The sequence below is a fragment of the Enterobacter sichuanensis genome (assembly GCF_002939185.1).
Taxonomy (GTDB): Bacteria; Pseudomonadota; Gammaproteobacteria; order Enterobacterales; family Enterobacteriaceae; genus Enterobacter; species Enterobacter sichuanensis.
The window spans coordinates 45244-68560 of sequence record NZ_POVL01000013.1 but is presented as its reverse complement, the minus strand read 5'-3'; the positions used below and the strand labels follow the sequence as shown (position 1 = coordinate 68560).

At 54.0% G+C, this 23317-nt stretch carries 23 protein-coding genes; 16 read left to right on the top strand and 7 right to left on the bottom strand.

All coding sequences use genetic code 11. The features are described 5' to 3' along the window. Positions 1–6 precede the first annotated feature (6 nt). Positions 7–375 (bottom strand): dihydroneopterin triphosphate 2'-epimerase, encoded by a 369-nt coding sequence (gene folX / locus C5687_RS08280; RefSeq protein ID WP_025757165.1) that lies wholly within the window; start codon positions 373–375, stop codon positions 7–9. Between the two features lie 75 nt (positions 376–450). Further along, on the bottom strand, positions 451–1080 hold the full coding sequence (yfcG, locus tag C5687_RS08275) for a GSH-dependent disulfide bond oxidoreductase (protein ID WP_047959154.1): 630 nt from the start codon (positions 1078–1080) through the stop codon (positions 451–453). A 141-nt stretch (positions 1081–1221) separates the two neighbouring features. On the opposite strand from yfcG, the gene yfcF reads away from it, so the two are divergent. From yfcF to yfcD, 3 genes are read left to right on the top strand one after another with little or no spacing between them, the layout of a single operon-like run. Further along, the gene (gene yfcF / locus C5687_RS08270; RefSeq protein ID WP_025757167.1) at positions 1222–1866 is read left to right on the top strand and encodes a glutathione transferase; all 645 of its coding nucleotides are present in this window, start codon (positions 1222–1224) and stop codon (positions 1864–1866) included. Between the two features lie 56 nt (positions 1867–1922). Continuing rightward, positions 1923–2474 carry a phosphodiesterase gene (gene yfcE / locus C5687_RS08265; RefSeq protein WP_047959153.1) on the top strand — a complete coding sequence of 184 codons (552 nt, stop codon included), beginning with the start codon at positions 1923–1925 and terminating at the stop codon, positions 2472–2474. A gap of 55 nt (positions 2475–2529) precedes the next feature. Beyond that, a complete protein-coding gene (gene yfcD, locus C5687_RS08260; RefSeq protein ID WP_025757169.1) occupies positions 2530–3084 on the top strand; it encodes an NUDIX hydrolase YfcD in 555 nt (184 codons plus the stop codon). Positions 3085–3087: 3 nt separating this feature from the next. Here yfcD and C5687_RS08255 read toward each other — a convergent pair whose 3' ends face one another. Beyond that, a complete protein-coding gene (locus C5687_RS08255) occupies positions 3088–4107 on the bottom strand; it encodes a LacI family DNA-binding transcriptional regulator (RefSeq protein WP_045285787.1) in 1020 nt (339 codons plus the stop codon). A gap of 233 nt (positions 4108–4340) precedes the next feature. On the opposite strand from C5687_RS08255, the gene C5687_RS08250 reads away from it, so the two are divergent. The 5 genes from C5687_RS08250 (at position 4341) to C5687_RS08230 (ending at position 8323) form a co-directional block, all read left to right on the top strand. Continuing rightward, on the top strand, positions 4341–4784 hold the full coding sequence (locus tag C5687_RS08250) for a PTS sugar transporter subunit IIA (protein ID WP_104556725.1): 444 nt from the start codon (positions 4341–4343) through the stop codon (positions 4782–4784). Between the two features lie 80 nt (positions 4785–4864). After that, positions 4865–5137, top strand: a complete 273-nt coding sequence (locus C5687_RS08245; protein WP_045285786.1) for a PTS sugar transporter subunit IIB — start codon at positions 4865–4867, stop codon at positions 5135–5137. A gap of 21 nt (positions 5138–5158) precedes the next feature. Then, positions 5159–6550, top strand: coding sequence for a PTS ascorbate transporter subunit IIC (locus C5687_RS08240; RefSeq protein WP_104556724.1), 1392 nt, complete (start codon positions 5159–5161; stop codon positions 6548–6550). Further along, positions 6547–7377 (top strand): transketolase, encoded by an 831-nt coding sequence (locus C5687_RS08235; RefSeq protein WP_104556723.1) that lies wholly within the window; start codon positions 6547–6549, stop codon positions 7375–7377. The genes C5687_RS08240 and C5687_RS08235 overlap by 4 nt, the downstream gene beginning before the upstream one ends. Next, positions 7370–8323: a transketolase family protein gene (locus tag C5687_RS08230; RefSeq protein WP_104556722.1), complete on the top strand. Its 954-nt coding sequence runs from the start codon at positions 7370–7372 to the stop codon at positions 8321–8323. The genes C5687_RS08235 and C5687_RS08230 overlap by 8 nt, the downstream gene beginning before the upstream one ends. A 108-nt stretch (positions 8324–8431) precedes the next feature. Here the strand turns inward: C5687_RS08230 and pta are convergent, their stop codons facing one another. Together pta and ackA are read right to left on the bottom strand one after the other, a co-directional pair. After that, positions 8432–10573 (bottom strand): phosphate acetyltransferase, encoded by a 2142-nt coding sequence (pta, locus tag C5687_RS08225; protein WP_025757176.1) that lies wholly within the window; start codon positions 10571–10573, stop codon positions 8432–8434. Positions 10574–10649: 76 nt separating this feature from the next. After that, entirely contained in the window at positions 10650–11852 is a 1203-nt protein-coding gene (gene ackA, locus C5687_RS08220; RefSeq protein ID WP_025757177.1) for an acetate kinase, read from the bottom strand. Between the two features lie 337 nt (positions 11853–12189). Here ackA and yfbV point away from each other — a divergent pair, with 337 nt between their 5' ends. From yfbV to C5687_RS08200, 4 genes are all read left to right on the top strand, one after another. Continuing rightward, a complete protein-coding gene (gene yfbV / locus C5687_RS08215; RefSeq protein WP_045285783.1) occupies positions 12190–12645 on the top strand; it encodes a terminus macrodomain insulation protein YfbV in 456 nt (151 codons plus the stop codon). Positions 12646–12736: 91 nt separating this feature from the next. After that, a complete protein-coding gene (locus C5687_RS08210) occupies positions 12737–13231 on the top strand; it encodes a YfbU family protein (protein WP_008502874.1) in 495 nt (164 codons plus the stop codon). An 11-nt stretch (positions 13232–13242) separates the two neighbouring features. Continuing rightward, positions 13243–13902 carry a sugar phosphatase gene (locus tag C5687_RS08205; RefSeq protein ID WP_025757179.1) on the top strand — a complete coding sequence of 220 codons (660 nt, stop codon included), beginning with the start codon at positions 13243–13245 and terminating at the stop codon, positions 13900–13902. A gap of 75 nt (positions 13903–13977) precedes the next feature. Further along, on the top strand, positions 13978–15810 hold the full coding sequence (locus tag C5687_RS08200; RefSeq protein ID WP_059385206.1) for an SLC13 family permease: 1833 nt from the start codon (positions 13978–13980) through the stop codon (positions 15808–15810). Positions 15811–15863: 53 nt separating this feature from the next. On the opposite strand, the gene yfbR is transcribed toward C5687_RS08200, so the two are convergent. Together yfbR and alaA are read right to left on the bottom strand one after the other, a co-directional pair. After that, positions 15864–16463, bottom strand: a complete 600-nt coding sequence (gene yfbR / locus C5687_RS08195; protein ID WP_045285782.1) for a 5'-deoxynucleotidase — start codon at positions 16461–16463, stop codon at positions 15864–15866. 109 nt (positions 16464–16572) lie between these two features. Further along, a complete protein-coding gene (alaA, locus tag C5687_RS08190) occupies positions 16573–17787 on the bottom strand; it encodes an alanine transaminase AlaA (protein ID WP_003861471.1) in 1215 nt (404 codons plus the stop codon). A gap of 938 nt (positions 17788–18725) precedes the next feature. Here alaA and lrhA point away from each other — a divergent pair. The 4 genes from lrhA to nuoC all read left to right on the top strand — a co-directional run bounded on the left by lrhA (position 18726) and on the right by nuoC (position 23317). After that, positions 18726–19664 carry a transcriptional regulator LrhA gene (gene lrhA / locus C5687_RS08185; protein ID WP_045286090.1) on the top strand — a complete coding sequence of 313 codons (939 nt, stop codon included), beginning with the start codon at positions 18726–18728 and terminating at the stop codon, positions 19662–19664. Between the two features lie 630 nt (positions 19665–20294). Then, positions 20295–20735 (top strand): NADH-quinone oxidoreductase subunit NuoA, encoded by a 441-nt coding sequence (nuoA, locus tag C5687_RS08180; RefSeq protein ID WP_014171000.1) that lies wholly within the window; start codon positions 20295–20297, stop codon positions 20733–20735. Positions 20736–20750: 15 nt separating this feature from the next. Next, complete coding sequence (nuoB, locus tag C5687_RS08175) at positions 20751–21425, top strand: NADH-quinone oxidoreductase subunit NuoB (protein WP_003861482.1); 675 nt, start codon at positions 20751–20753, stop codon at positions 21423–21425. An 89-nt stretch (positions 21426–21514) separates the two neighbouring features. After that, positions 21515–23317: an NADH-quinone oxidoreductase subunit C/D gene (nuoC, locus tag C5687_RS08170; RefSeq protein WP_025757183.1), complete on the top strand. Its 1803-nt coding sequence runs from the start codon at positions 21515–21517 to the stop codon at positions 23315–23317.

Sequence of the window (23317 nt, the reverse complement as noted above, 5' to 3'; positions counted from 1 at the left end):
CCAGGTTTACGCCTGGCGTTTCCAGCTTAGCGTCATAGAGACGGAGTCGGCGTAACGCAGGGCGTGAAGTTTATCGATCTCAACTTCAGCATAAGTGACCCAGTGATGTTCGCGTGCGATATCGAGCACATCCTGAGTTAATTTTTCCAGCAGAGAGAAGCGGTTATTCTCCACGTACTGGATGATATTTTTGGTGATGGTGCGGTAGTTCAGCGCGTCATTGATGTCTTCACTGGCCCGCGCTTTGTCTGCGGGATAGTGAATCACCACGTTAATGACAATATCCTGACGGTTGGCGATCTCTTCCTCTTTGATACCGATGAAGGTACGCAAGCGTAAATTTTTTATACGAATAATGGCGTCTGGCTGTGACATTGCAGGTCTTCTCCGTGTCAGTATTTCCCGCTCATCATACATGAGTGGCTCACAGGCACCCAGCCTCATACCGGGTTAAATTTGCTGGATTTTTTGCATCGCGCGTTCGGTCGCCGGGCGGGTACGGATGCGCTCGAACCAGTTGTTTACCGCCGGGTAAGCGCCTAAGTCAATTCGGTGTTTTTCATGCGTATTCACCCACGGCCAGCAGGCAATGTCGGCAATACTGTAATGATCGCCCCCGAGCCACGGCGTCTTCTCCAGCCGACGGTTCAGAACGCCATAGAGCCGCTGAGTTTCAACCTGATAGCGCTCTATCGCATAAGGAATGGGCTGCGGGGCGTAGGCGGTAAAATGGTGATTTTGCCCAAGCATGGGCCCCAGCCCGCTGGCTTGCCAGAAGAGCCACTGCAGGGTGTGATGACGCTCGCGTAACTCCCCGCTCAGCAGCTTGCCGGTTTTCTCCGCCAGGTAGAGCAGAATTTCACCGGATTCAAACAGGCTCAACGGCCTGCCCCCGTCCGTCGGCTGGTTATCAATAATGGCCGGAATTTTATTGTTCGGCGAAATAGCCAGAAAGAGAGGGCTGAACTGATCGCCTTTGCTGATATCCACGCGAATGATCCTGTAATCCAGTTCGGCCTCCTCGAGAAAAAGGGTGATCTTGTGGCCGTTTGGGGTAGGGGCATAATAAAGGTCGATCATTCTCAACTCCTGTCCATGCGAAGAGTGGTGCCATATCAAATGAGTATAGGTGGTTGTTGTAAATCGTGAGTTTTCATCAAGTGACAGCGAGGCAAAGAGATTATATGTTGAGTCAAAACCCGATCAGCCAATGAGGATGTTATGAACCAGCCCGTAATCACGTTGTGGTCCGATGCGAATTTCTTTTCTCCCTATGTCATGAGCGTATACGTTGCGCTGGCCGAAAAAGGACTCACATTTACGCTGAAGACCGTCGATCTTGACGGTGGTGAACATCTTAAACCGCAGTGGCAGGGATACGACCTGACCCGACGCGTGCCGGTGCTGGAAATAGAGGGGTTTGCCCTGAGCGAATCGTCGGCGATCGATGAATATCTGGAAGATCGGTTTTCGCCGCCAGAGTGGGAGCGGATCTATCCTCACGATCTGCAAAAGCGCGCCCGGGCGCGGCAGATTCAGGCGTGGCTGCGCAGCGATCTGGTGCCGATTCGCGTGGAACGCCCGACGGATGTCGTGTTTGCCGGGGTAAAAAAGCCCGCCCTGAGCGCAGAAGGCCAGGAAAGCGCCCAAAAACTGATTGATACCGCCACCTTACTGCTCGCTCATGGCAACCCGAACCTGTTCGGTGAGTGGTGTATTGCTGACGCAGATCTGGCGTTAATGCTAAACCGTTTGATCCTCAACGGTGATGCGGTACCGCAGCTGCTGGTCGATTATGCCGCGTTTCAGTGGCAGCGAGCCTCCGTGCAGCGCTATGTGGCACTCTCCGCTAAGCATGCGGGCTGATAAGACCTGACGCTTCAGGTATGATGGGGGCAGTCTGTTTTCCCGAGGAGTGACTGATGAAACTGATGTTTGCGTCGGATATCCATGGATCGCTGCCCGCGACCGAGCGTGTCCTCTCCCTGTTTGCACAAAGCGGCGCGCAGTGGCTGATCATTCTGGGCGATGTGCTTAATCACGGCCCGCGCAATGCGCTGCCGGAAGGCTACGCCCCTGCGCAGGTGGCTGAAAAACTGAACGCGTATGCCTCGCGCATTATCGCCGTTCGCGGCAACTGCGACAGCGAAGTGGACCAGATGCTGCTGCATTTTCCCCTCACCGCGCCGTGGCAGCAGGTGCTGCTGGAACACAGCCGACTGTTCCTGACGCATGGCCATCTTTTTGGCCCGGATAATCTCCCGGCGCTCGCGGCTGGCGATGTCCTGGTTTACGGTCATACTCATATTCCGGTTGCTGAAAAACGCGGTGATACTTATCACTTTAATCCGGGGTCGGTCAGCATACCGAAAGGCGGATATCCTGCGAGTTATGGCATGCTGGAGGGTAATACCCTGAGCGTTATCGCACTTAATGATCAGCAAGTTATTGCGCAGGTAACGATTAATCCGTAAGTTACACCTCAACTGCAAACGCGCCGACAGAGCGCTTAGACGAGAAGGTTTCCCGATGGTGGAGCAGAGTCATTTGGCAAGTACAGAGTGGGTTGACATTGTCAACGAAGAGAATGAAGTGATCGCGCAGGCCAGCCGCGAACAAATGCGTGCGGAGCGCTTGCGTCACCGTGCGACATATATCGTTGTCCATGACGGTATGGGTAAAATTCTGGTTCAGCGCCGCACGGACACCAAAGATTTTCTCCCGGGTATGCTGGATGCCACTGCAGGCGGCGTTGTCCAGGCGGATGAGGTGCTGCTGGATTCCGCGCGTCGTGAAGCGGAAGAAGAGTTAGGTATTGCCGGTGTGCCGTTTGCCGAACATGGTCAGTTCTACTTTGAGGATGAACATTGCCGCGTCTGGGGCGGGCTGTTCAGCTGCGTTTCTCATGGCCCGTTCGCCCTGCAGGAAGAAGAAGTCAGCGAAGTAAACTGGATGACGCCGGAAGAGATTACCGCGCGTTGCGACGAGTTTACGCCGGATTCGTTAAAAGCGCTGGCGCTCTGGATGAGCCGTAACGCCAATAACGAATCGACTAAATCCGAGAAAGAGGAAGAGGCCGAGTAAGCGCTAGCAACTCTCCCTCAGACACAGACTGGACGCGATGGGTTTTTGGTCGCGCCAGTCTCCGCCATTCAGACGCTCCAGTAACGCTTTTCCGGCTTCAATCCCAATCTTACGATGCGGTACCGCCATGGTGGTCAGCGGCGGCTGACAGACCCGGCTGACGTCGCTATCTCCAAAACCCACTATCGCCAGATCGTCCGGTACTTTGATGCGCCTGCGCTGGCATTCGTACAGCGCCCCGCAGGCCAGTTCGTCAGAAACGCACACCAGCGCATCCAGCTCCGGCCAGGCCAGCAGGAATTCAGGCAGTTGCGCCGCACCGGTCGAGAAACTCGGCGACATGGCCGCGTTAATGACCCGGTTTGGCGACATGTGGTGGCGCAGCATGGCTTTGTACCAGCCCTGCAGATGCTGCTGGAAAATCCACTGTTCCTGGTTGGCGCACAGCAGGCCAATATTCTGATAGCCGCGCTTAATGACCATTTCCGTGAGTTCATACATGGCCGCCACGTTATCAATCCCGATGTTCATATCGATCGGGTCGGCGCGCATGGCCCCCATCTCCATCACCGGAATAGAGGCATTCTTCAGCCAGTGACGAACGGTGTCGGTATGTTCAACGCTGAGCAGGATAGCGGCGGCGATATTTGACGCCAGCAGCGTCTCCAGCAACTTCTCTTCCTGCTCAAGGCGGTGCTGGGATTCAGCCAGCATGATTTGATATCCGGCGGGCTGCAGCACCTGCTGTAGCCCGGCGAACATCTCCGAGCAGCCTGCTTCGGAGAGGTTAGGCACCACCATGGCTATGGTCCATGAGGAGGCCGAGGCCAGCGCGCTGGCGGCAAGATTGGGCATATAACCCAGTTCCTGCACCGCGGCTTCAATTTTTTCTCGTAGTTTATCGGAAACCTGTTCAGGCGTGCGGAGTGCACGGGACACGGTCATCGTGCCCACACCGGCAAGCTGTGCGACATCGGCGAGTGTCACTTTACCAGTACTGCGCCGTTTTCGGGTTAGAGACATACACCTTCCTGCTGACCAGACGCGTTCGTTTTCCTTCATTTCACGTGACACGCAGTATACGCCTTAAATCCCTTTTTTTGCTGTGATTTCACGCCAGGATAGGAATTTGATAGCGCTATCACACTTCTGAATGTTAGATCTTGGTAGCGCTATCTTTGTGATGATCATCACGGTTAATAATGGGTGTGTTGAATAAAGTTTGCTCATCTTTTGCAGTCTGGCGGGAGTGAAAAGTGCTGAAAAAATGGATATATGATACAACCATCACGCTGCAGGATAGCGTTGAAAGCTGGCCGCAGGCCCTTGAGATCTGCGCGAAACCGCTGCTGGAGCTTAAGACGATAGCGCCAGAATACGTGACGGCAATCATTGAGCAACACCATACGTTAGGACCTTATTATGTGCTGGCACCAGGGCTGGCTATGCCGCATGCGCGGCCGGAGGAAGGCGCCAAAGGACTGGGATTGTCATTATTAAAACTCAGGCAGGGCGTCTCTTTTGGTGCCGGTGAGTTCGACCCTGTCGATGTGATTATTATGCTCGCGGCACCTGACAAAAATAGCCATATCGAGATGATCTCGGCGCTGGCTGAATTATTTTCCAGCGAGGCCGATATGGCCGAACTGCATCAGGCGAATGCGCTGGAGGAGATAAAAACGATTATTAACCGCTTCTGATTAATTTTTTAACCCGCTTTTTCACAACATTACGCGTCAGCGTGGTGGGGCGTACTCTACTCAAAAATAAGGGGACAACAATGAAAATCATGGCTATTTGCGGTTCCGGTCTGGGCAGCAGTTTTATGGTTGAAATGAACATTAAAAAGGTGCTCAAAAAGCTGGAGATTGAGGCTGACGTTGAACACTCCGATCTCTCCTCGGCCACGCCGGGTGCGGCCGATCTGTTCGTGATGGCAAAAGACATTGCGGCCAGCGCCAGCGTGCCGGAAAGCCAGCTGGTGGTGATCAACAACATCATTGATATCAATGAACTGGAAGCGCAGTTGCGCAGCTGGTTCGACAAACGTTAAACCTGATAAGGCGAGGTGGATATGTTTATCCTTGAAACGCTGAATTTCGTTGTTGATATATTAAAAGTCCCTTCGGTGCTGGTGGGGTTAATTGCATTAATTGGTCTGGTCGCGCAGAAAAAAGCCTTTTCTGATGTGGTGAAAGGGACCATTAAAACCATTCTTGGCTTTATTGTTTTGGGCGGCGGCGCCACGGTACTGGTTGGGTCGTTAAATCCTTTAGGCGGCATGTTTGAACACGCCTTTAATATCCAGGGAATTATTCCAAATAATGAAGCAATTGTGTCCATTGCGCTGGAGAAATACGGCGCCTCAACCGCGTTGATTATGGCCTTCGGGATGGTGGCGAATATTATCGTCGCCCGCTTTACCCGCCTGAAGTATATCTTCCTGACCGGGCATCATACCTTCTACATGGCGTGCATGATTGGCGTGATCCTGACGGTGGCGGGCTTTGAGGGCGTAGGGCTGGTGTTTACCGGTTCACTGATCCTCGGCCTGATCATGGCTTTCTTCCCGGCGATTGCGCAGCGCTACATGAAGCGCATTACAGGCAACGACGAGATTGCCTTCGGCCACTTCGGCACGCTGGGCTACGTGCTCTCCGGCTGGATTGGCAGCAAGGTGGGGAAAGGCTCGCGCTCAACCGAAGAGATGAACCTGCCGAAGAACCTGAGCTTCCTGCGCGACAGCTCCATTTCTATCTCCCTGACCATGATGATTATCTACCTGATCATGGCGGTGAGCGTCGGACGTGAGTATGTCGAGGCCACCTTCAGCGGCGGTCAGAACTACCTCGTTTACGCCATCATCATGGCGATCACCTTTGCGGCGGGCGTGTTCATCATCCTGCAGGGCGTGCGTCTGATTCTGGCGGAAATCGTCCCGGCCTTCACCGGCTTCTCGGAAAAACTGGTACCCAATGCGCGTCCGGCTCTGGACTGCCCGGTGGTCTATCCGTATGCGCCAAACGCGGTGCTGATTGGCTTCCTGTTCAGCTTCCTCGGGGGAATTGTGGGGCTGTTCATCTGCGGACAGTTCAGCTGGGTGCTGATCCTCCCGGGCGTAGTGCCGCACTTTTTCACCGGCGCAACGGCGGGCGTGTTCGGTAACGCCACCGGTGGACGTCGCGGGGCCATGATTGGCGCCTTTGCTAACGGTCTGCTGATCACCTTCCTGCCTGTCCTGCTGCTGCCGGTGCTGGGCGCCATTGGCTTTGCCAACACCACCTTCTCGGACGCGGATTTTGGCGCTGTCGGGATTGTGCTCGGCAACCTGGCGCGCTTCCTGTCACCGCTTGCCATCACCGGGCTGGTTGTGGCGCTGTTCGCGCTGCTGGTGGCGTACAACGTGTTCGCGAAAAACAAACCTGCGGGCGGTAACGCGCAGGAAAACACCGGAGCCAAATCATGAATGAGAAAGAGATAACTGAACTCGCGTGTCAGATTCGCCTTGAGACCCTGAAATCGCTGACGCAGCTGGGGTTTGGCCATTACGGCGGCAGTATGTCGGTGGTTGAAACCCTGGCCGTGCTGTACGGCGCGGTGATGAAGATTGACCCGGCAGATCCGGACTGGCCTGAGCGAGACTATTTTGTCCTGTCGAAAGGCCATGCGGGCCCGGCGCTCTACAGTACGCTGGCGATTAAGGGTTATTTCCCGCTTGAGGAGCTGAGCACCCTGAACCAGAACGGTACGCGGCTGCCCAGCCACCCGGACCGGCTGAAAACGCGCGGCGTGGATGCCACGACCGGCTCGCTGGGGCAAGGGATCTCCATCGCCGGCGGCATGGCGCTCTCGCACAAGCTGGCAGGCAGGCCGAACCGGGTCTTTTGCATCGTCGGTGACGGTGAGCTGAACGAGGGGCAGTGCTGGGAAGCCTTCCAGTTTATTGCCCACCATCGCCTGAATAACCTGACGGTGTTCGTTGACTGGAATAAGCAGCAGCTGGATGGCGAACTGGATGACATCATCAGCGCATTCGATCTGGAGGGGAAATTCCGCGCCTTTGGTTTCGACGTGGTGACGGTGAAAGGTGACGATATCCCAGGGCTGCTGGAGGTGACGTCCCGTGTGCCAGCCACGGATGCGCGCCCGCGGGTGGTGATCCTCGACAGCATTAAGGGGCAGGGGGTGCCATATCTGGAGCAGCTCAGCAACTCGCACCACCTGCGCTTGACCGCAGAGAGCAAAGCGGCCCTCAACGAGACGATTCGCCAACTGGAGGCTTCACATGATTAAGGTTGCACCGCCACGACAGAAAGATGCCGTTGAGATGCGCAAGGTTTACGCGGGTTTTGTGGCAAAACAGATAGAGGCAGGCAGTGAGATTATCGCGCTGGAAGCGGACCTGATGAGCTCGATGGCGATGGACGGCGTAGCGCGCGATTATCCGCAACACGTGATTAACTGCGGCATTATGGAGGCCAACGTGATTGGCACCGCGGCGGGGCTGGCGCTTACCGGACGTAAGCCGTTTGTTCACACCTTCACCGCCTTTGCCAGCCGTCGCTGCTTCGACCAGCTGTTTATGTCTCTGGACTACCAGCGCAACAACGTGAAGGTGATTGCCTCGGATGCGGGGGTAACCGCCTGTCACAACGGCGGGACCCATATGTCGTTTGAGGACATGGGGATCGTGCGCGGTCTGGCGCATTCGGTGGTGCTGGAGATGACTGACGCGGTGATGTTTGAAGACGTCCTGCGCCAGCTGATTGACATGGAAGGGTTCTACTGGGTGCGTACCATCCGTAAGCAGGCGCCGAGCGTTTATGCGCCGGGCTCCACCTTCACCATCGGCAAAGGCAACGTGCTGCGCGAGGGGAGTGATATTACGCTTATCGCCAACGGCATTATGGTGGCGGAAGCGCTTGAGGCGGCGCATCAGCTGGAGCAGGAGGGGGTCAGTGCGGCGGTCATCGACATGTTTACCCTGAAGCCCATCGACCGGATGCTGGTGAAAAACTACGCCGAGAAAACCGGACGGATTGTGACCTGTGAAAACCACAGCATTCACAACGGGCTGGGATCGGCGGTGGCGGAAGTACTGGTGGAAACCTGCCCGGTGCCGATGCGGCGGGTGGGGGTGAAGGAGCGTTACGGTCAGGTGGGGACGCAGGAGTTCCTGCAGAAGGAGTACGGCCTGACGGCACATGACATAGTGTCGGCGGCGAGAGAGCTGCTGTAATAAAAAAGGCGACCCTTTGTGGTCGCCTTTCTTGCCGGATGGCGCTCCGCTTATCCGGCCTACAAAACCGTAGGCCCGGTAAGCGTCAGCGCCACCGGGCTTTTTGGCTTACTGCTGCTGTGAAGACTGGATCGCCGTCAGCGCGATGGTGTAGACGATATCGTCAACCAGTGCGCCACGGGACAGGTCGTTCACAGGTTTGCGCATACCCTGCAGCATCGGCCCGATGGAGATCAGGTCTGCAGAACGCTGTACCGCTTTGTAGGTGGTGTTACCGGTGTTCAGATCCGGGAAGATGAACACGGTAGCGCGACCTGCAACCGGAGAGTTCGGCGCTTTGGATTTCGCAACGTCAGCCATAACGGCGGCATCGTACTGCAGCGGGCCGTCGATCATCAGGTCAGGACGTTTTTCCTGCGCCAGACGGGTCGCTTCACGCACTTTCTCTACGTCGCTACCTGCACCAGAGGTACCGGTGGAGTAAGAGAGCATCGCCACGCGAGGTTCGATACCGAAGGCAATCGCGGAGTCCGCGGACTGGATTGCGATTTCTGCCAGCTGCTCTGCCGTCGGATCCGGGTTGATCGCGCAGTCGCCGTAAACGTAAACCTGTTCCGGCAGCAGCATGAAGAACACGGAAGAGACCAGGGAGCTGCCCGGTGCCGTTTTGATCAGCTGCAGCGGTGGACGAATGGTGTTTGCGGTGGTGTGAACCGCACCGGAAACCAGACCGTCAACTTCGTCCTGCTCCAGCATCAGCGTACCCAGCACCACGTTGTCTTCCAGCTGTTCGCGCGCAACGGCTTCGGTCATACCCTTGCTCTTACGCAGCTCAACCAGACGGGCAACGTAGCTTTCACGAACCACTTCCGGGTCAACGATTTCGATGCCAGCGCCCAGCTCAACGCCCTGAGACGCCGCCACGCGGTTGATCTCATCCGGGTTACCCAGCAGCACACAGGTCGCGATGCCGCGCTCTGCACAGATAGCTGCCGCTTTCACAGTACGCGGTTCGTCGCCTTCTGGCAGCACAACGCGTTTGCCTGCTTTACGCGCCAGCTCGGTCAGCTGGTAACGGAATGCAGGAGGAGACAGACGACGGCTGCGCTCGGAGGTCGCCGTCAGGGATTCGATCCAGTCTGCGTTGATGTAGCCCGCAACGTATTCCTGAACTTTCTCAATACGCTCATGGTCATCAACCGGCACTTCCAGGTTGAAGCTCTGCAGGCTCAGGGAGGTCTGCCAGGTGTTGGTGTTCACCATGAAGACCGGCAGGCCGGTCGCGAACGCGCGCTCGCACAATTTGCTGACGCGTGGGTCCATCTCGTAAGCGCCGGTCAGCAGAATAGCACCGATTTCCACGCCGTTCATCGCGGCCAGACACGCTGCAACCAGCACGTCAGGACGGTCTGCAGAGGTCACCAGCAGGGAGCCTGCGCGGAAGTGTTCCAGCATGTGCGGAATGCTGCGTGCACAGAAGGTCACGGACTTCACGCGACGGGTGTTGATGTCGCCTTCGTTAACGATGGTGGCGTTCAGGTGACGCGCCATATCGATTGCACGGGTGGCAATCAGATCGAAGCTCCATGGCACCGCGCCCAGTACTGGCAGCGGGCTGGATTCCTGCAGTTTCGCCGGGTCAACTTTAATGACTTTCGCTTTGGAAGAGTCATCAAAGATCTCAGACAGGTCAGGGCGCGTACGGCCCTGCTCATCCACTGGCGCGTTCAGTTTGTTGACGATCACGCCGGTGATGTTGGTATTTTTCGCACCGCCGAAGCTGCTGCGCGTCAGTTCGATACGCTCGTTCAGCTGCTCTGGGGTATCTGTGCCCTGAGACATCACGAAAACGATCTCTGCGTTCAGGGTTTTCGCGATTTCGAAGTTCAGAGACTGAGCAAACTGGTGTTTGCGGGTTGGAACCAGGCCTTCAACCAGCACCACTTCCGCGTCTTTTGTATTGGCGTGGTAGTTGGCGATGATCTCTTCCATCAGCACGTCTTTCTGGTTGCTGGACAGCAGAGATTCAACGTGGTTCATCTTCAGCGGTTCAGCCGCTGGCAGATTGGAGTTCTTGCGAACGATGGTGGTAGTCTGGTCTGGCGCATCGCCACCGGCACGTGGCTGGGCGATTGGCTTAAAGACGCTCAGACGAACGCCTTTGCGTTCCATAGCACGGATCACGCCAAGGCTGACGCTGGTCAGGCCGACGCTGGTTCCGGTAGGGATCAGCATAATAGTACGGGACACGGTTTATCCTCTTTCGTTACCGCCTGAATGTGGCGGGTTACAAAACAGCACCGCCAGCATTGCTGGCGGTGTGGAATCAGGCAGTCAGGCGGTGCGCGTCTTGCGCGATGACCAGTTCTTCGTTAGTTGGGATAACGAGAGCAGGGCGGGTGCCTTCTTTGTTGATGAAGCCAGACTTGCCGAAGCGGGCAGCCAGGTTACGCTCGTGATCAACGTCGAAGCCCAGAACGCCCAGTTTGCCCAAGGACAGTTCACGCACCATTGCCGCGTTCTCACCGATACCACCGGTGAAGACAACCGCGTCCAGACGGCCGTCCATCAGCGCAGTGTAAGAGCCGATGTATTTCGCCAGACGGTGGCAGTAAACGTCCATTGCACGTTTAGCGTCTTCTTTCTCTGCGTAGTTGTCTTCAACGTAACGGCAGTCGCTGGTGACTTCGGTCAGACCCAGCAGGCCAGACTCTTTAGTCAGCATTTTGTTGATCTGGTCAACGCTCATGCCCAGGGTGTCGTGCAGGTGGAAGATGATCGCCGGATCGATGTCACCGGAACGGGTACCCATCACCAGACCTTCCAGCGGGGTCAGACCCATGGAGGTATCTACACATTTACCGTTGCGGATAGCAGAAACAGAACCACCGTTGCCCAGGTGGCAGGTGATGATGTTCAGCTCTTCAACCGGCTTGTTCAGTACTTTTGCGGCTTCCTGAGTCACATAGAAGTGGCTGGTGCCGTGTGCGCCATAACGACGTACGCCGTGTTCTTTGTACAGGCTGTAAGGCAGGGCATAGAGGTAAGACTCTTCCGGCATGGTCTGATGGAACGCAGTGTCGAAGACGGCCACGTTTTTGTCTTTCAGATTCGGGAAGGATTTCAGCGCTTCAGCGATACCGATCAGGTGCGCCGGGTTGTGCAGCGGTGCAAAAGAGGCAGAGTCTTTGATGCCCTGAATAACAGATTCGTCGATCACGACGGAGCTGGTGTATTTTTCGCCGCCGTGGACGATACGGTGACCAATCGCAGTCAGCTGAGCAGACAGTTCTGGTTTTTGTGCCAGAATAGTGTTAACGATAAAGTTCAGCGCTTCACTGTGAGCGGCGCCTGCACCTAAAGCCGCTTCTTGTTTGCTGCCGTCCATCTTCCACTTGATACGTGCTTCAGGCAGATGGAAACATTCGGCCAAACCAGAGAGGTATTCGTCACCGTTGAGCGCATCGATGATGGCGAATTTCAGTGAGGAGCTACCGCAGTTCAGAACCAGTACTAACTTACTCGACATGGAAGTACCTATTATTGATACGTGGCTAAAAAAACGTCAGTGAGTCTAACAGCGTAACGCATGATGACTCAGACATTTATGATTAACATCATGCCAAACGAACATTGTGGCATGATGGAAGAAATAACTATGATTTTATGCCATTTTGCACAATTTTCAGCCAATGGCATAATGTGCAATAATTTGACGAGTTAATGATTCTCGTCTATGGCCCTATCAGGCTGGCACAGGATACCCGATACGGGGTAGAGATGACAAAATATTTTGAACGTTGTCATAGCTTGTTGTGGTTTTGCACGAAAATTTTAATTTTTATATGTGAAGTTGAGGTACAGCCATGTCGACACCAGAGAACCCGTCCGTAAATTTCTTCAGTCTGTTTCGTCGGGGACAGCATTACGCAAAGACGTGGCCAATGGAAAAGCGCCTTGCGCCCATGTTCATTGAGAATCGCACTATCCGCGCCACGCGCCATGCGATTCGCTTTATGCCACCCGTCGCTGTCTTTACGCTGTGCTGGCAGATTGCGCTGGGTGGACAGCTTGGTCCTGCTGTCGCAACGGCGCTCTTCGCGCTAAGCCTGCCAATGCAGGGTCTGTGGTGGTTAGGAAAACGTTCTGTCACCCCACTGCCACCTTCTATTTTACATTGGTTTTATGAAGTCCGCGGAAAACTGGAGGAGGCCGGGCAGGCGCTCGCCCCGGTGGAAGGCAAGCCGGATTACCAGGCGCTGGCGGACACGTTAAAGCGCGCTTTTAAGCAACTGGATAAAACATTCCTCGATGACTTGTGATTGATCATCGAAACGACGATGAAAAGAAGGCACAGTAACAATCCGTTACCGTGTCTTTTTTTTAAGTGCAATGCGCTACAGGAGTCGAAAGATGGAAATGACCCATGCTCAACGTCTGATTTTGTCTAACCAGTACAAGATGATGACTATGCTTGATCCCGATAACGCTGCGCGCTACAGCCGCCTGCAGACCATTGTCGAACGCGGCTTTGGTTTGCAGATGCGTGAACTCGACCGCGAATTTGGCGAGCTGAAAGAAGAAACCTGTCGCATCGTGATCGACATTATGGAGATGTATCACGCCCTGCACGTCTCCTGGACGAATCTCAAAGATCAGCAGTCCATTGACGAGCGCCGCGTGACCTTCTTAGGCTTTGATGCGGCAACGGAAGCGCGTTATCTGAGCTATGTGCGCTTTATGGTGAATACCGAAGGGCGTTATACCCACTTTGACGCGGGCACCCACGGTTTCAACGCGCAGACCCCAATGTGGGATAAATACCAGCGTATGCTGAGCGCGTGGCATGCCTGCCCGCGTCAGTACCATTTAAGCAGCAACGAAATTCAACAAATCATTAATGCCTGACGGAGGTGCGTGTGCAGTGTAGAGGTTTTCTGTTTGATCTGGACGGTACGCTGGTGGATTCGCTGCCGGTTGTGGAGCGTTCATGGTGCCATTGGGCTGACAGACATGGCATCGACCATCAGGAGGTGCTGAATTTTATCCATGGCAAACAGGCCATTACCTCGCTACGGCACTTTCTGGCCGGACGCTCTGAGGACGATATTCAGGCGGAGTTCAAATACCTGGAACACATTGAAGCCACGGACACGGACGGGATCACCGCTTTACCTGGCGCGCGTGAACTGCTTGAGCATCTGAACGAAGCGCAGATCCCGTGGGCTATCGTCACCTCCGGCTCCATTCCCGTCGCCCACGCCCGTCATAAGGCGGCTGGTTTACCTAAGCCGGAAGTGTTTATCACGGCGGAGCGCGTTAAGCGCGGTAAACCTGAACCCGATGCCTTTTTGCTGGGGGCTGAACTGCTGGGCCTCGCTCCCGCAGAGTGTGTGGTGGTAGAAGATGCGGCGGCTGGCGTACTGGCCGGGCTGAACGCCGGAAGCCACGTTATTGCGGTGAACGTTCCGGCGGGGTCCCCCCGCTTGGAGGAGGCCGACCTGGTGCTGGATTCTCTCACTGCACTGGCTGTGTCAAAAGCACCTGACGGTGTTGTAACCGTCTCGCTAAAAGTGTAACCCCATGATATAGCCCCACGTTGATGGGGCTTTTTTATGGCAAAATTTCTCATCTCCCACTGACAAGGACATGCTGTGAACGGTGAACTGATCTGGGTCCTGAGCCTGCTTTTAATCGCCATTATCCTTTTTGCCACGGGCAAGGTACGCATGGATGCCGTCGCCTTGTTTGTCATCGTCGCCTTTGTGCTGAGCGGAACGCTCACGCTGCCGGAAGCCTTCTCCGGGTTCAGCGATCCCAACGTTATTCTGATTGCTGCCCTGTTTATTATCGGTGATGGCCTCGTGCGCACCGGCGTGGCAACGATTATGGGCGCGTGGCTGGTGAAGGTGGCTGGCAACAGCGAAACGAAAATGCTGGTCTATCTGATGCTGACGGTCGCCGGACTGGGGGCGTTTATGAGCTCAACGGGGGTGGTCGCTATCTTTATCCCGGTGGTGCTGAGCGTCTCCATGCGGATGCAGAGCTCGCCGTCGCGCCTGATGATGCCCCTGAGTTTTGCCGGTTTGATCAGCGGCATGATGACGCTGGTGGCCACGCCGCCGAACCTGGTCGTCAACAGTGAGTTGATCCGGGAAGGCTTTCAGGGCTTCAGTTTTTTCAGCGTGACTCCGCTTGGACTGGTCGTTCTGATGATGGGCGTGGTCTACATGCTGCTGACCCGTTTTGCCCTGAAAGGCGAAAAACAGGACAAAAGCAAAGAAGGGTGGAAACGACGCACGTTCCGCGATCTGATTAAAGAATACCGCCTCACCGGGCGGGCGCGCCGCCTGGCCATTCGCCCCGGTTCGCCAATGGTGGGCCAGCGGCTTGACGATCTGAAACTGCGTGAGCGCTACGGCGCGAATGTGATTGGTGTTGAGCGCTGGCGTCGTTTTCGCCGGGTCATCGTCAACGTCAACGGGGTGTCGGAATTCCGCGCGCGGGATGTCCTGCTGATTGATATGTCCACCGCGGAGGTGGATCTGCGTGAGTTTTGCAGTGAACAGCTGCTGGAACCGATGGTGCTACGCGGGGAGTATTTCTCAGACCAGGCGCTGGATGTTGGCATGGCCGAAGTGTCGCTGATCCCGGAATCGGAACTGTTGGGTAAAACCGTGCGGGAAATGGGGTTCCGTACCCGTTATGGTCTGAATGTCGTGGGGCTGAAGCGTGATGGCGTGGCGATGGAAGGGGCGGTGGTGGATGAGCCGATCCTGCTGGGGGATATCTTTCTCGTCGTCGGTAACTGGAAGCTGATAAGTCAGCTCGGGCAAAAGGGCCGCGATTTTGTGGTGCTCAACATGCCTGTTGAAGAGAGCGATGCCTCACCGGCGCACAGCCAGGCGCCACATGCGATTTTTTGCCTGGTATTGATGGTGGCGTTGATGCTGACCGACGAGATCCCCAATCCGGTCGCGGCCATTATTGCCTGTCTGTTAATGGGCAAGTTTCGCTGTATTGATGCCGAGAGCGCCTATAAGGCGATTCACTGGCCAAGCATCATTCTGATTGTGGGGATGATGCCGTTCGCCCTTGCTCTGCAAAAAACCGGCGGTGTGGATTTAGTCGTCAAAGGGCTGATGGACGTTGGCGGCGGATACGGGCCGTACATGATGCTGGTATGCCTGTTTATCATGTGCGCCACGATTGGACTGTTTATCTCCAATACCGCTACGGCGGTGCTGATGGCGCCCATCGCGCTGGCGATGGCGAAATCCATGGGCGTGTCGCCGTATCCGTTTGCGATGATGGTGGCGATGGCCGCTTCCGCGGCATTTATGACACCGGTGTCGTCACCGGTGAACACGCTGGTTCTGGGGCCGGGGAACTACCGGTTCAGCGATTTTGTGAAGCTGGGCGTGCCGTTCACCGTGCTGGTGATGCTGGTATGCGTGGTGTTGATACCGGTTTTATTCCCGTTTTAGCATGAGCGCAGAAACGTAGGCCGGGTAAGGCGAAGCCGCCTCCCGGCGAAAAATTACAACGGAGAATCCTGGCTAATCTCATCCAGCGATAAATGGAAGCTCGGTACAAACACCTGCATAAAGTAGTCCATCTCTTCGCTGCGGCGGGATTCCAGCGTTTTTTCCAGGCGCGTTTTCGCCAGTAAAAATTCGTTGTTCCCTGCGGACAACTCTTCGAGACACTTCAGATAGGCACATAGCGCGTCGGCCTGTTTTACCAGCGACTTCTCTTCCTCTGTGTACTGCTGTTCATCAATAAGCGGCTCAAAGATATCGCGTAACTCGTCTGGCACCATATCAATCAGCTTCTGCTGGGCAATCTTCTCGATGGCCTTATATTCCTGCGCAATCTGCGAGTTGAAATATTTCACCGGCGTCGGCAGATCTCCGGTTAACACCTCTGATGCATCGTGATACATCGCCAGCAGGGCAATGCGCTCAGCATTAACCTGACCGTTGAATTTGCGGTTTTTAATGGCGGCCAGCGCGTGAGCGACCATCGCCACCTGAAGGCTGTGCTCTGACACATTCTCAGTGCGGACATTGCGCATCAGCGGCCAGCGGTTGATGAGTTTCAGGCGGGAGAGATGGGCAAAGAAATGACTCTGACTCATAGGTTACCTTTTGTCTTCACTGCGACAGGACTTCATTGTGCGGGGTGGGGAGGGAAGATGCAAATTTGCAGGCCGGGTAAGCGCTGCGCCACCCGGCAGAAAGAGAGTGCTACTGATGATAACCGGAGAGGAAACGCCCGAAGCGGCTAATGGCCATTTCAAGGTCATCTTCGCGCGGCAGCGTGACGATACGTACGTGGTCCGGCCATGGCCAGTTAAATGCCGTGCCCTGAACCAGCAGCACTTTTTCCTGAAGCAGGAAGTCGAGCACCATTTTCTGATCGTCGTGAATGTTGAAGCGCTTCGCGTCGATTTTCGGGAACATATACAGCGCCCCATTTGGCTTCACGCAGGAGACGCCCGGAATATCGTTGATCAGCTCCCACGCGCGGTTACGCTGTTCGTAAAGACGACCACCGGGAACGATAAATTCGCTAATGCTCTGATAGCCGCCGAGCGCCGTCTGGATTGCGTGTTGGGCCGGAACGTTGGCACATAAACGCATGGAAGCCAGCATCTCCAGCCCTTCAATATAGCCTTTGGCGTGTTTTTTCGGACCGTTTAATACCATCCAGCCCTGACGGAAACCGGCCACACGGTAGGTTTTAGACAGGCCGTTAAAGGTCACGGTCAGCAGATCCGGAGCCAGCGCGGCGATGGAGTGGTGCTGCGCTGCATCGTAGAGGATCTTGTCGTAAATCTCGTCCGCGAAGATGATCAGGTTGTGCTGACGAGCGATCTCCACGATCTCCATCAGCAGTTCTTTTGAATAAACCGCGCCCGTTGGGTTGTTCGGGTTAATGATCACGATGCCGCGCGTACGTGGGGTGATCTTCGCGCGAATATCGTCGAGATCCGGGAACCAGTCAGAAGATTCATCACACAGATAGTGTACCGCTTTGCCGCTGGAGAGTGACACGGCCGCCGTCCACAGCGGGTAGTCCGGGGCGGGAACCAGCATTTCGTCACCGCTGTTCAGCAGCGCCTGCATCGCCTGCACAATCAGTTCGGAGACGCCGTTGCCGATATAGATATCTTCAACGGTAACATCACGCATACCGCGTGCCTGGTAGTGCTGCATGATGGCTTTACGTGCGGAGTACAGTCCTTTTGAATCACAATAGCCTTGAGCAGTAGGAAGGTTGCGGATCACATCAACCAGAATTTCATCCGGCGCTTCAAAACCAAATGGCGCAGGGTTACCAATGTTGAGTTTCAGAACCTTATTGCCTTCTTCTTCAAGGCGTTTCGCCTCTTTCAGAACCGGGCCGCGGATGTCATAACAGACGTTATCTAGCTTGCTGGATTTTTCGATAGGGGACATGAACCTTTAACCTTTTCGCTATTATTGCCGCTCCCTGCCGTGGAAGTCAGCACGGAATAATGTACTCCCCCCTCGCTTCGTTTTGAAGGGTGTGCAGGAGAAGATTTTGTACCGACAGCAAATTATTGGTAAATCTTTTACGCTGCAGGTGCCCCTTTTGCTGCCGTAAAGTTGCATGCATGGCAAAAGATAAGGTTTATTCTGCTATTCATTTGCTGAATTACTGTATATTGTGCTGGTGAAAAATATGTGGTGAGCCAGATGAGGGGGCAATCACCCTGCGTGACTTTTCGTAAAATCTGAATGTTAGCGTCGTCTTGCTTTAATAGCGCAGTATGGTTAAAAGTTACTCATGTGAAATTAATGTTAAGTGGCATTAATGGATGCTCTTAATCAAAATTAAAATTTATTTATTATTAACCTATAAAATGCAACTTTAGTTAATTTTAATAAAATTTGTTTAGATGCTTAACAGTCTTCTTTAATCCTCAATATTGCAATAAGACTTATAAATAAAATGGATTTGGGTTAAGATGTCTTTCAGGAAAGCAGATGCCAGAGACATGTTTTTTGTCTGTCTGGAACTGTTATTCCTGTTTAATTGATTGTTATTGTTGGAGTTATCTCTGGCGGGAAGGGTTTAAAGATCTCCTGCTACGTTGACAGCGCTGCGATAAAGATGGCAGAAAAGGTGTTACACCTTTAATGTAATTTACATAATCCTGCGAACATCTAAATATCCTGAACGTTTAAGAGAATAAAAATAACGTCATGAAACGTGCTTTCTGACTGTTGATATTAAGCAGCACAATAACTATCTGTCAGGCAGTCTGCCGGGCCGGGATGCGAGGGAAAACCTTCAGAGGGAATTGCTTAACTGTTACACACACAGCTTCAACCCGGGCAGCTCCGCACGAGCAACCTGAAAGTGAATAGATATGATAAATGCAAATCGTCCGATAATGAATCTCGACCTCGATCTGCTGAGAACGTTTGTTGCGGTCGCCGATCTCAACACTTTTGCAGCTGCTGCTGCCGCCGTTTGCCGAACCCAGTCTGCCGTGAGTCAGCAAATGCAGCGGCTGGAGCAACTGGTTGGTAAGGAGCTTTTTGCCCGTCATGGGCGCAATAAGCTCTTAACGGAACACGGTATTCAGCTACTGGGTTATGCCAGGAAAATTCTTCGCTTTAATGATGAAGCATGTATGTCATTAATGTTTAGCAACCTTCAAGGCGTGCTAACGTTAGGCGCATCTGATGAGTCAGCGGACACCATATTGCCGTTTCTTCTCAATCGCATTAGTTCGGTTTATCCGAAGCTTGCGCTGGATGTCAGCGTGAAACGTAATGCCTTTATGGTTGAGATGTTAAAGGAAAATAAAGTCGACCTGGTGGTGACGACGCACCGTCCCGGGCAGTTTGATTGCCTGACGTTGCGTACATCCCCAACGCACTGGTATTGCGCAGCCGAATACGTGCTGCAAAAAGGGGAGCCGGTGCCACTGGTGCTCCTGGATGACCCGAGCCCGTTCCGCGATATGGTGCTGACAGCGCTGAATGAAGCCAACATCCCGTGGCGCCTGGCGTATGTGGCATCCACGTTACCCGCGGTTCGTGCTGCAGTGAAAGCCGGGCTTGGCGTAACGGCACGCCCGGTGGAGATGATGAGCCCGGATCTGCGCGTGCTGGGTAAATCTGATGGACTTCCCGTGCTGCCTGATACGGAGTATCTGCTCTGCCACAACGCGTCCAGTCATAATGAACTGGCAAGCGTGGTGTTCGAGGCGATGGAAAACTACCATAACCCATGGCAGTTCGAGCGCATTACCTCCGAAGGAGGGGATGATTCTCTGATTGTTGAAGGGGACTTTGAGTGATCGCTGGCTCAAAATTCTGGTAACAAAATGTAAGTGTAAAAAAAAGCCACTCGTGTGAATTTTGCATGCAGTGGCTTTTTTTTCGCATTAATACCCGCTCAGGAAGCGTGGATTTTAAGAATTTCCATTATATATCAATGATGTAAATCATTTCGCTCAAAACTTATCCATTTTCTGTTCTCACTTCATCCTTATGTCACCTATGTTAATAAAACAGGAAAGATGTTGCCGTTTTCCAGGTTGAATTAACAAAAGCGTGTCTCAGATCAAGAAAATACTCCTATTTGGGGGGAGGAATCGTTGGCAAATCCTGTCAAAATAGGAGGGTTATTTTTTTTACTTCCGAAACGGACACGATTCAACAACATACATTTGACGGAAAGTCATGTAACCACCAGGGTTAAAGGGCACCAAATGTTAATGAGAATCGCTCGATGTAATTTAATGTGAAGAAACCTTTGTTAAAGTTGACAATAGGTTATAGAAAGGAGTAAAAAACCCCATCATTTTGCTGTCTACGTCTCATTTCTGACAGTTAGTGTAAGGTTATTTGTTCCTCCCCATGAATCGATGTGATGCCCATCTGCCAGCAAGAGCAGTGTCGTTGGTATCACTTTTGATGAGTAAGCAATGAGTATGTCAACATCCACAGAAGTCATCGCTCATCACTGGGCATTCGCAATCTTTCTTATTGTAGCCATTGGCCTGTGCTGCCTGATGTTAGTCGGCGGCTGGTTCCTGGGCGGTCGCGCCCGCGCAAGGCACAAAAACACACCTTTCGAATCAGGTATTGATTCGGTCGGTTCCGCTCGCTTACGCCTGTCTGCCAAGTTCTATCTGGTAGCCATGTTCTTCGTCATTTTCGACGTGGAAGCGCTTTACCTTTTCGCATGGTCAACCTCCATCCGCGAAAGTGGTTGGGTGGGCTTTGTCGAGGCCGCAATTTTCATTTTAGTGCTACTGGCCGGTCTGGTTTATCTGGTGCGTATTGGCGCGCTTGACTGGACGCCTGCGCGTTCACGTCGTGAACATATCAACCCGGAAAACAGTATCTCTAATCGTCAGCAGTAACAGCGAGGCAATAAGATGGATTATACGCTCACCCGCATAGATCCTAACGGTGAGAATGACCGTTACCCCCTGCAAAAACAGGAGATCGTAACCGACCCCCTGGAGCAAGAAGTCAATAAAAGCGTGTACATGGGCAAACTCGAGCATGCCATGCACGATATGGTCAACTGGGGTCGTAAGAACTCCATCTGGCCTTACAACTTTGGCCTTTCTTGCTGCTACGTTGAAATGGTGACGTCATTCACTGCGGTGCATGACGTTGCGCGTTTTGGGGCAGAGGTACTGCGTGCTTCCCCACGTCAGGCTGACCTGATGGTGGTCGCCGGTACCTGCTTTACCAAGATGGCACCTGTTATTCAGCGTCTTTATGACCAGATGCTGGAGCCAAAATGGGTTATCTCCATGGGCGCATGTGCAAACTCTGGCGGTATGTACGACATCTATTCCGTCGTGCAGGGCGTAGATAAGTTTATCCCAGTGGATGTCTACATCCCGGGTTGTCCGCCACGTCCGGAAGCTTACATGCAGGCGCTGATGCTGCTGCAGGAGTCTATCGGTAAAGAACGTCGCCCACTGTCGTGGGTTGTTGGCGATCAGGGTGTGTATCGCGCGAACATGCAGTCTGAGCGCGAGCGTAAACGTGGTGAACGTATTGCCGTCACCAATCTGCGTACGCCTGACGAAATTTAATTTGCGCCTGTAGGCCTGGAGAACACCTTCGCATATCACTACTCAAATAGCGCGAAGCCAGGCTCAACAGTCACCACGGACCATTTGCAATGGTGAACAATATGACCGACTTAACCGCGCAAGAAGCCGCCTGGCAGACACGGGATCATCTGGATGACCCAGTCATTGGCGAACTGCGCAACCGTTTTGGGCCGGATGCCTTTACTGTTCAGGCTACCCGCACCGGGGTACCCGTTGTTTGGGTGAAGCGTGAGCAATTGCTGGAAGTTGTCGATTTCCTCAAGAAATTGCCAAAACCGTACGTCATGCTGTTTGACTTACACGGCATGGATGAACGTCTGCGTACCCACCGCCAGGGTCTCCCTGCTGCGGATTTTTCCGTTTTCTACCACCTGATCTCAATAGACCGTAATACGGATATCATGCTCAAGGTGGCATTGTCTGAAAACGACATGCATCTGCCGACGCTCACCAAACTTTTCCCGAACGCCAACTGGTATGAGCGTGAAACCTGGGAAATGTTCGGCATGACCTTTGACGGCCACCCGCATCTGACGCGCATCATGATGCCGCAGACCTGGACCGGCCACCCGCTGCGTAAAGACTACCCGGCACGTGCTACTGAATTCGACCCGTTTGAGCTGACCAAAGCCAAGCAGGATCTGGAGATGGAAGCCCTGACCTTCAAGCCGGAAGACTGGGGCATGAAGCGCGGTACCGACAACGAGGACTTCATGTTCCTCAACCTTGGTCCAAACCACCCGTCTGCGCACGGTGCCTTCCGTATCATTCTTCAGCTTGATGGCGAAGAGATTGTCGACTGTGTTCCTGACATCGGCTACCACCACCGTGGTGCAGAGAAGATGGGCGAGCGTCAATCCTGGCACAGCTATATTCCGTATACCGACCGTATCGAGTACCTCGGCGGCTGCGTAAACGAGATGCCATACGTGCTGGCCGTTGAGAAACTGGCAGGTATTACCGTTCCGGATCGCGTTAACGTCATCCGCGTGATGCTGTCAGAACTGTTCCGCATTAACAGCCACCTGCTGTATATCTCCACCTTCATTCAGGACGTCGGCGCGATGACCCCGGTCTTCTTCGCCTTTACCGACCGTCAGAAAATCTACGATCTGGTGGAAGCGATTACCGGTTTCCGTATGCACCCTGCCTGGTTCCGTATCGGCGGTGTGGCACACGATCTGCCGCGTGGTTGGGATCGACTGCTGCGTGAGTTCCTCGACTGGATGCCAAAACGTCTGGCCTCCTATGAGAAAGCCGCGCTGCGTAACACCATCCTGAAAGGGCGTTCCCAGGGCGTTGCGGCCTACGGCGCGAAAGAAGCGCTGGAGTGGGGGACAACAGGTGCAGGTCTGCGTGCGACCGGTATTAATTTCGACGTGCGTAAAGCGCGTCCTTACTCTGGCTACGAGAACTTTGACTTTGAAGTCCCGGTGGGCGGCGGTGTTTCCGACTGCTACACCCGCGTGATGCTGAAAGTGGAAGAGCTGCGTCAGAGTCTGCGCATCCTTGAGCAGTGCCTCAACAACATGCCGGAAGGCCCGTTCAAAGCGGATCACCCGCTGACCACGCCGCCACCGAAAGAGCGCACGCTGCAACATATCGAAACCCTGATCACCCACTTCCTGCAGGTTTCCTGGGGTCCGGTCATGCCGGCGCAAGAATCCTTCCAGATGATTGAAGCGACCAAGGGTATTAACAGTTACTACCTGACCAGTGACGGCAGCACCATGAGCTACCGTACCCGTGTGCGTACGCCAAGCTTCGCGCACCTGCAGCAGATCCCGTCCGCCATTCGCGGCAGTCTGGTCTCAGACCTGATTGTGTATCTGGGTAGTATCGATTTTGTTATGTCAGATGTGGACCGCTAA

Coding starts and splice junctions, on each gene's coding strand:
- lrhA (WP_045286090.1), top strand. CDS start 18,726: ATGATAAATGCAAATCGTCCGATAATGAATCTCGACCTCGATCTGCTG.
- C5687_RS08245 (WP_045285786.1), top strand. CDS start 4,865: ATGAAAATCATGGCTATTTGCGGTTCCGGTCTGGGCAGCAGTTTTATG.
- C5687_RS08230 (WP_104556722.1), top strand. CDS start 7,370: ATGATTAAGGTTGCACCGCCACGACAGAAAGATGCCGTTGAGATGCGC.
- yfcE (WP_047959153.1), top strand. CDS start 1,923: ATGAAACTGATGTTTGCGTCGGATATCCATGGATCGCTGCCCGCGACC.
- C5687_RS08235 (WP_104556723.1), top strand. CDS start 6,547: ATGAATGAGAAAGAGATAACTGAACTCGCGTGTCAGATTCGCCTTGAG.
- alaA (WP_003861471.1), bottom strand. CDS start 17,787: ATGTCCCCTATCGAAAAATCCAGCAAGCTAGATAACGTCTGTTATGAC.
- yfbV (WP_045285783.1), top strand. CDS start 12,190: ATGTCGACACCAGAGAACCCGTCCGTAAATTTCTTCAGTCTGTTTCGT.
- nuoB (WP_003861482.1), top strand. CDS start 20,751: ATGGATTATACGCTCACCCGCATAGATCCTAACGGTGAGAATGACCGT.
- yfbR (WP_045285782.1), bottom strand. CDS start 16,463: ATGAGTCAGAGTCATTTCTTTGCCCATCTCTCCCGCCTGAAACTCATC.
- ackA (WP_025757177.1), bottom strand. CDS start 11,852: ATGTCGAGTAAGTTAGTACTGGTTCTGAACTGCGGTAGCTCCTCACTG.
- folX (WP_025757165.1), bottom strand. CDS start 375: ATGTCACAGCCAGACGCCATTATTCGTATAAAAAATTTACGCTTGCGT.
- C5687_RS08255 (WP_045285787.1), bottom strand. CDS start 4,107: ATGTCTCTAACCCGAAAACGGCGCAGTACTGGTAAAGTGACACTCGCC.
- yfcD (WP_025757169.1), top strand. CDS start 2,530: ATGGTGGAGCAGAGTCATTTGGCAAGTACAGAGTGGGTTGACATTGTC.
- yfcF (WP_025757167.1), top strand. CDS start 1,222: ATGAACCAGCCCGTAATCACGTTGTGGTCCGATGCGAATTTCTTTTCT.
- nuoA (WP_014171000.1), top strand. CDS start 20,295: ATGAGTATGTCAACATCCACAGAAGTCATCGCTCATCACTGGGCATTC.
- nuoC (WP_025757183.1), top strand. CDS start 21,515: ATGGTGAACAATATGACCGACTTAACCGCGCAAGAAGCCGCCTGGCAG.
- yfcG (WP_047959154.1), bottom strand. CDS start 1,080: ATGATCGACCTTTATTATGCCCCTACCCCAAACGGCCACAAGATCACC.
- C5687_RS08240 (WP_104556724.1), top strand. CDS start 5,159: ATGTTTATCCTTGAAACGCTGAATTTCGTTGTTGATATATTAAAAGTC.
- C5687_RS08210 (WP_008502874.1), top strand. CDS start 12,737: ATGGAAATGACCCATGCTCAACGTCTGATTTTGTCTAACCAGTACAAG.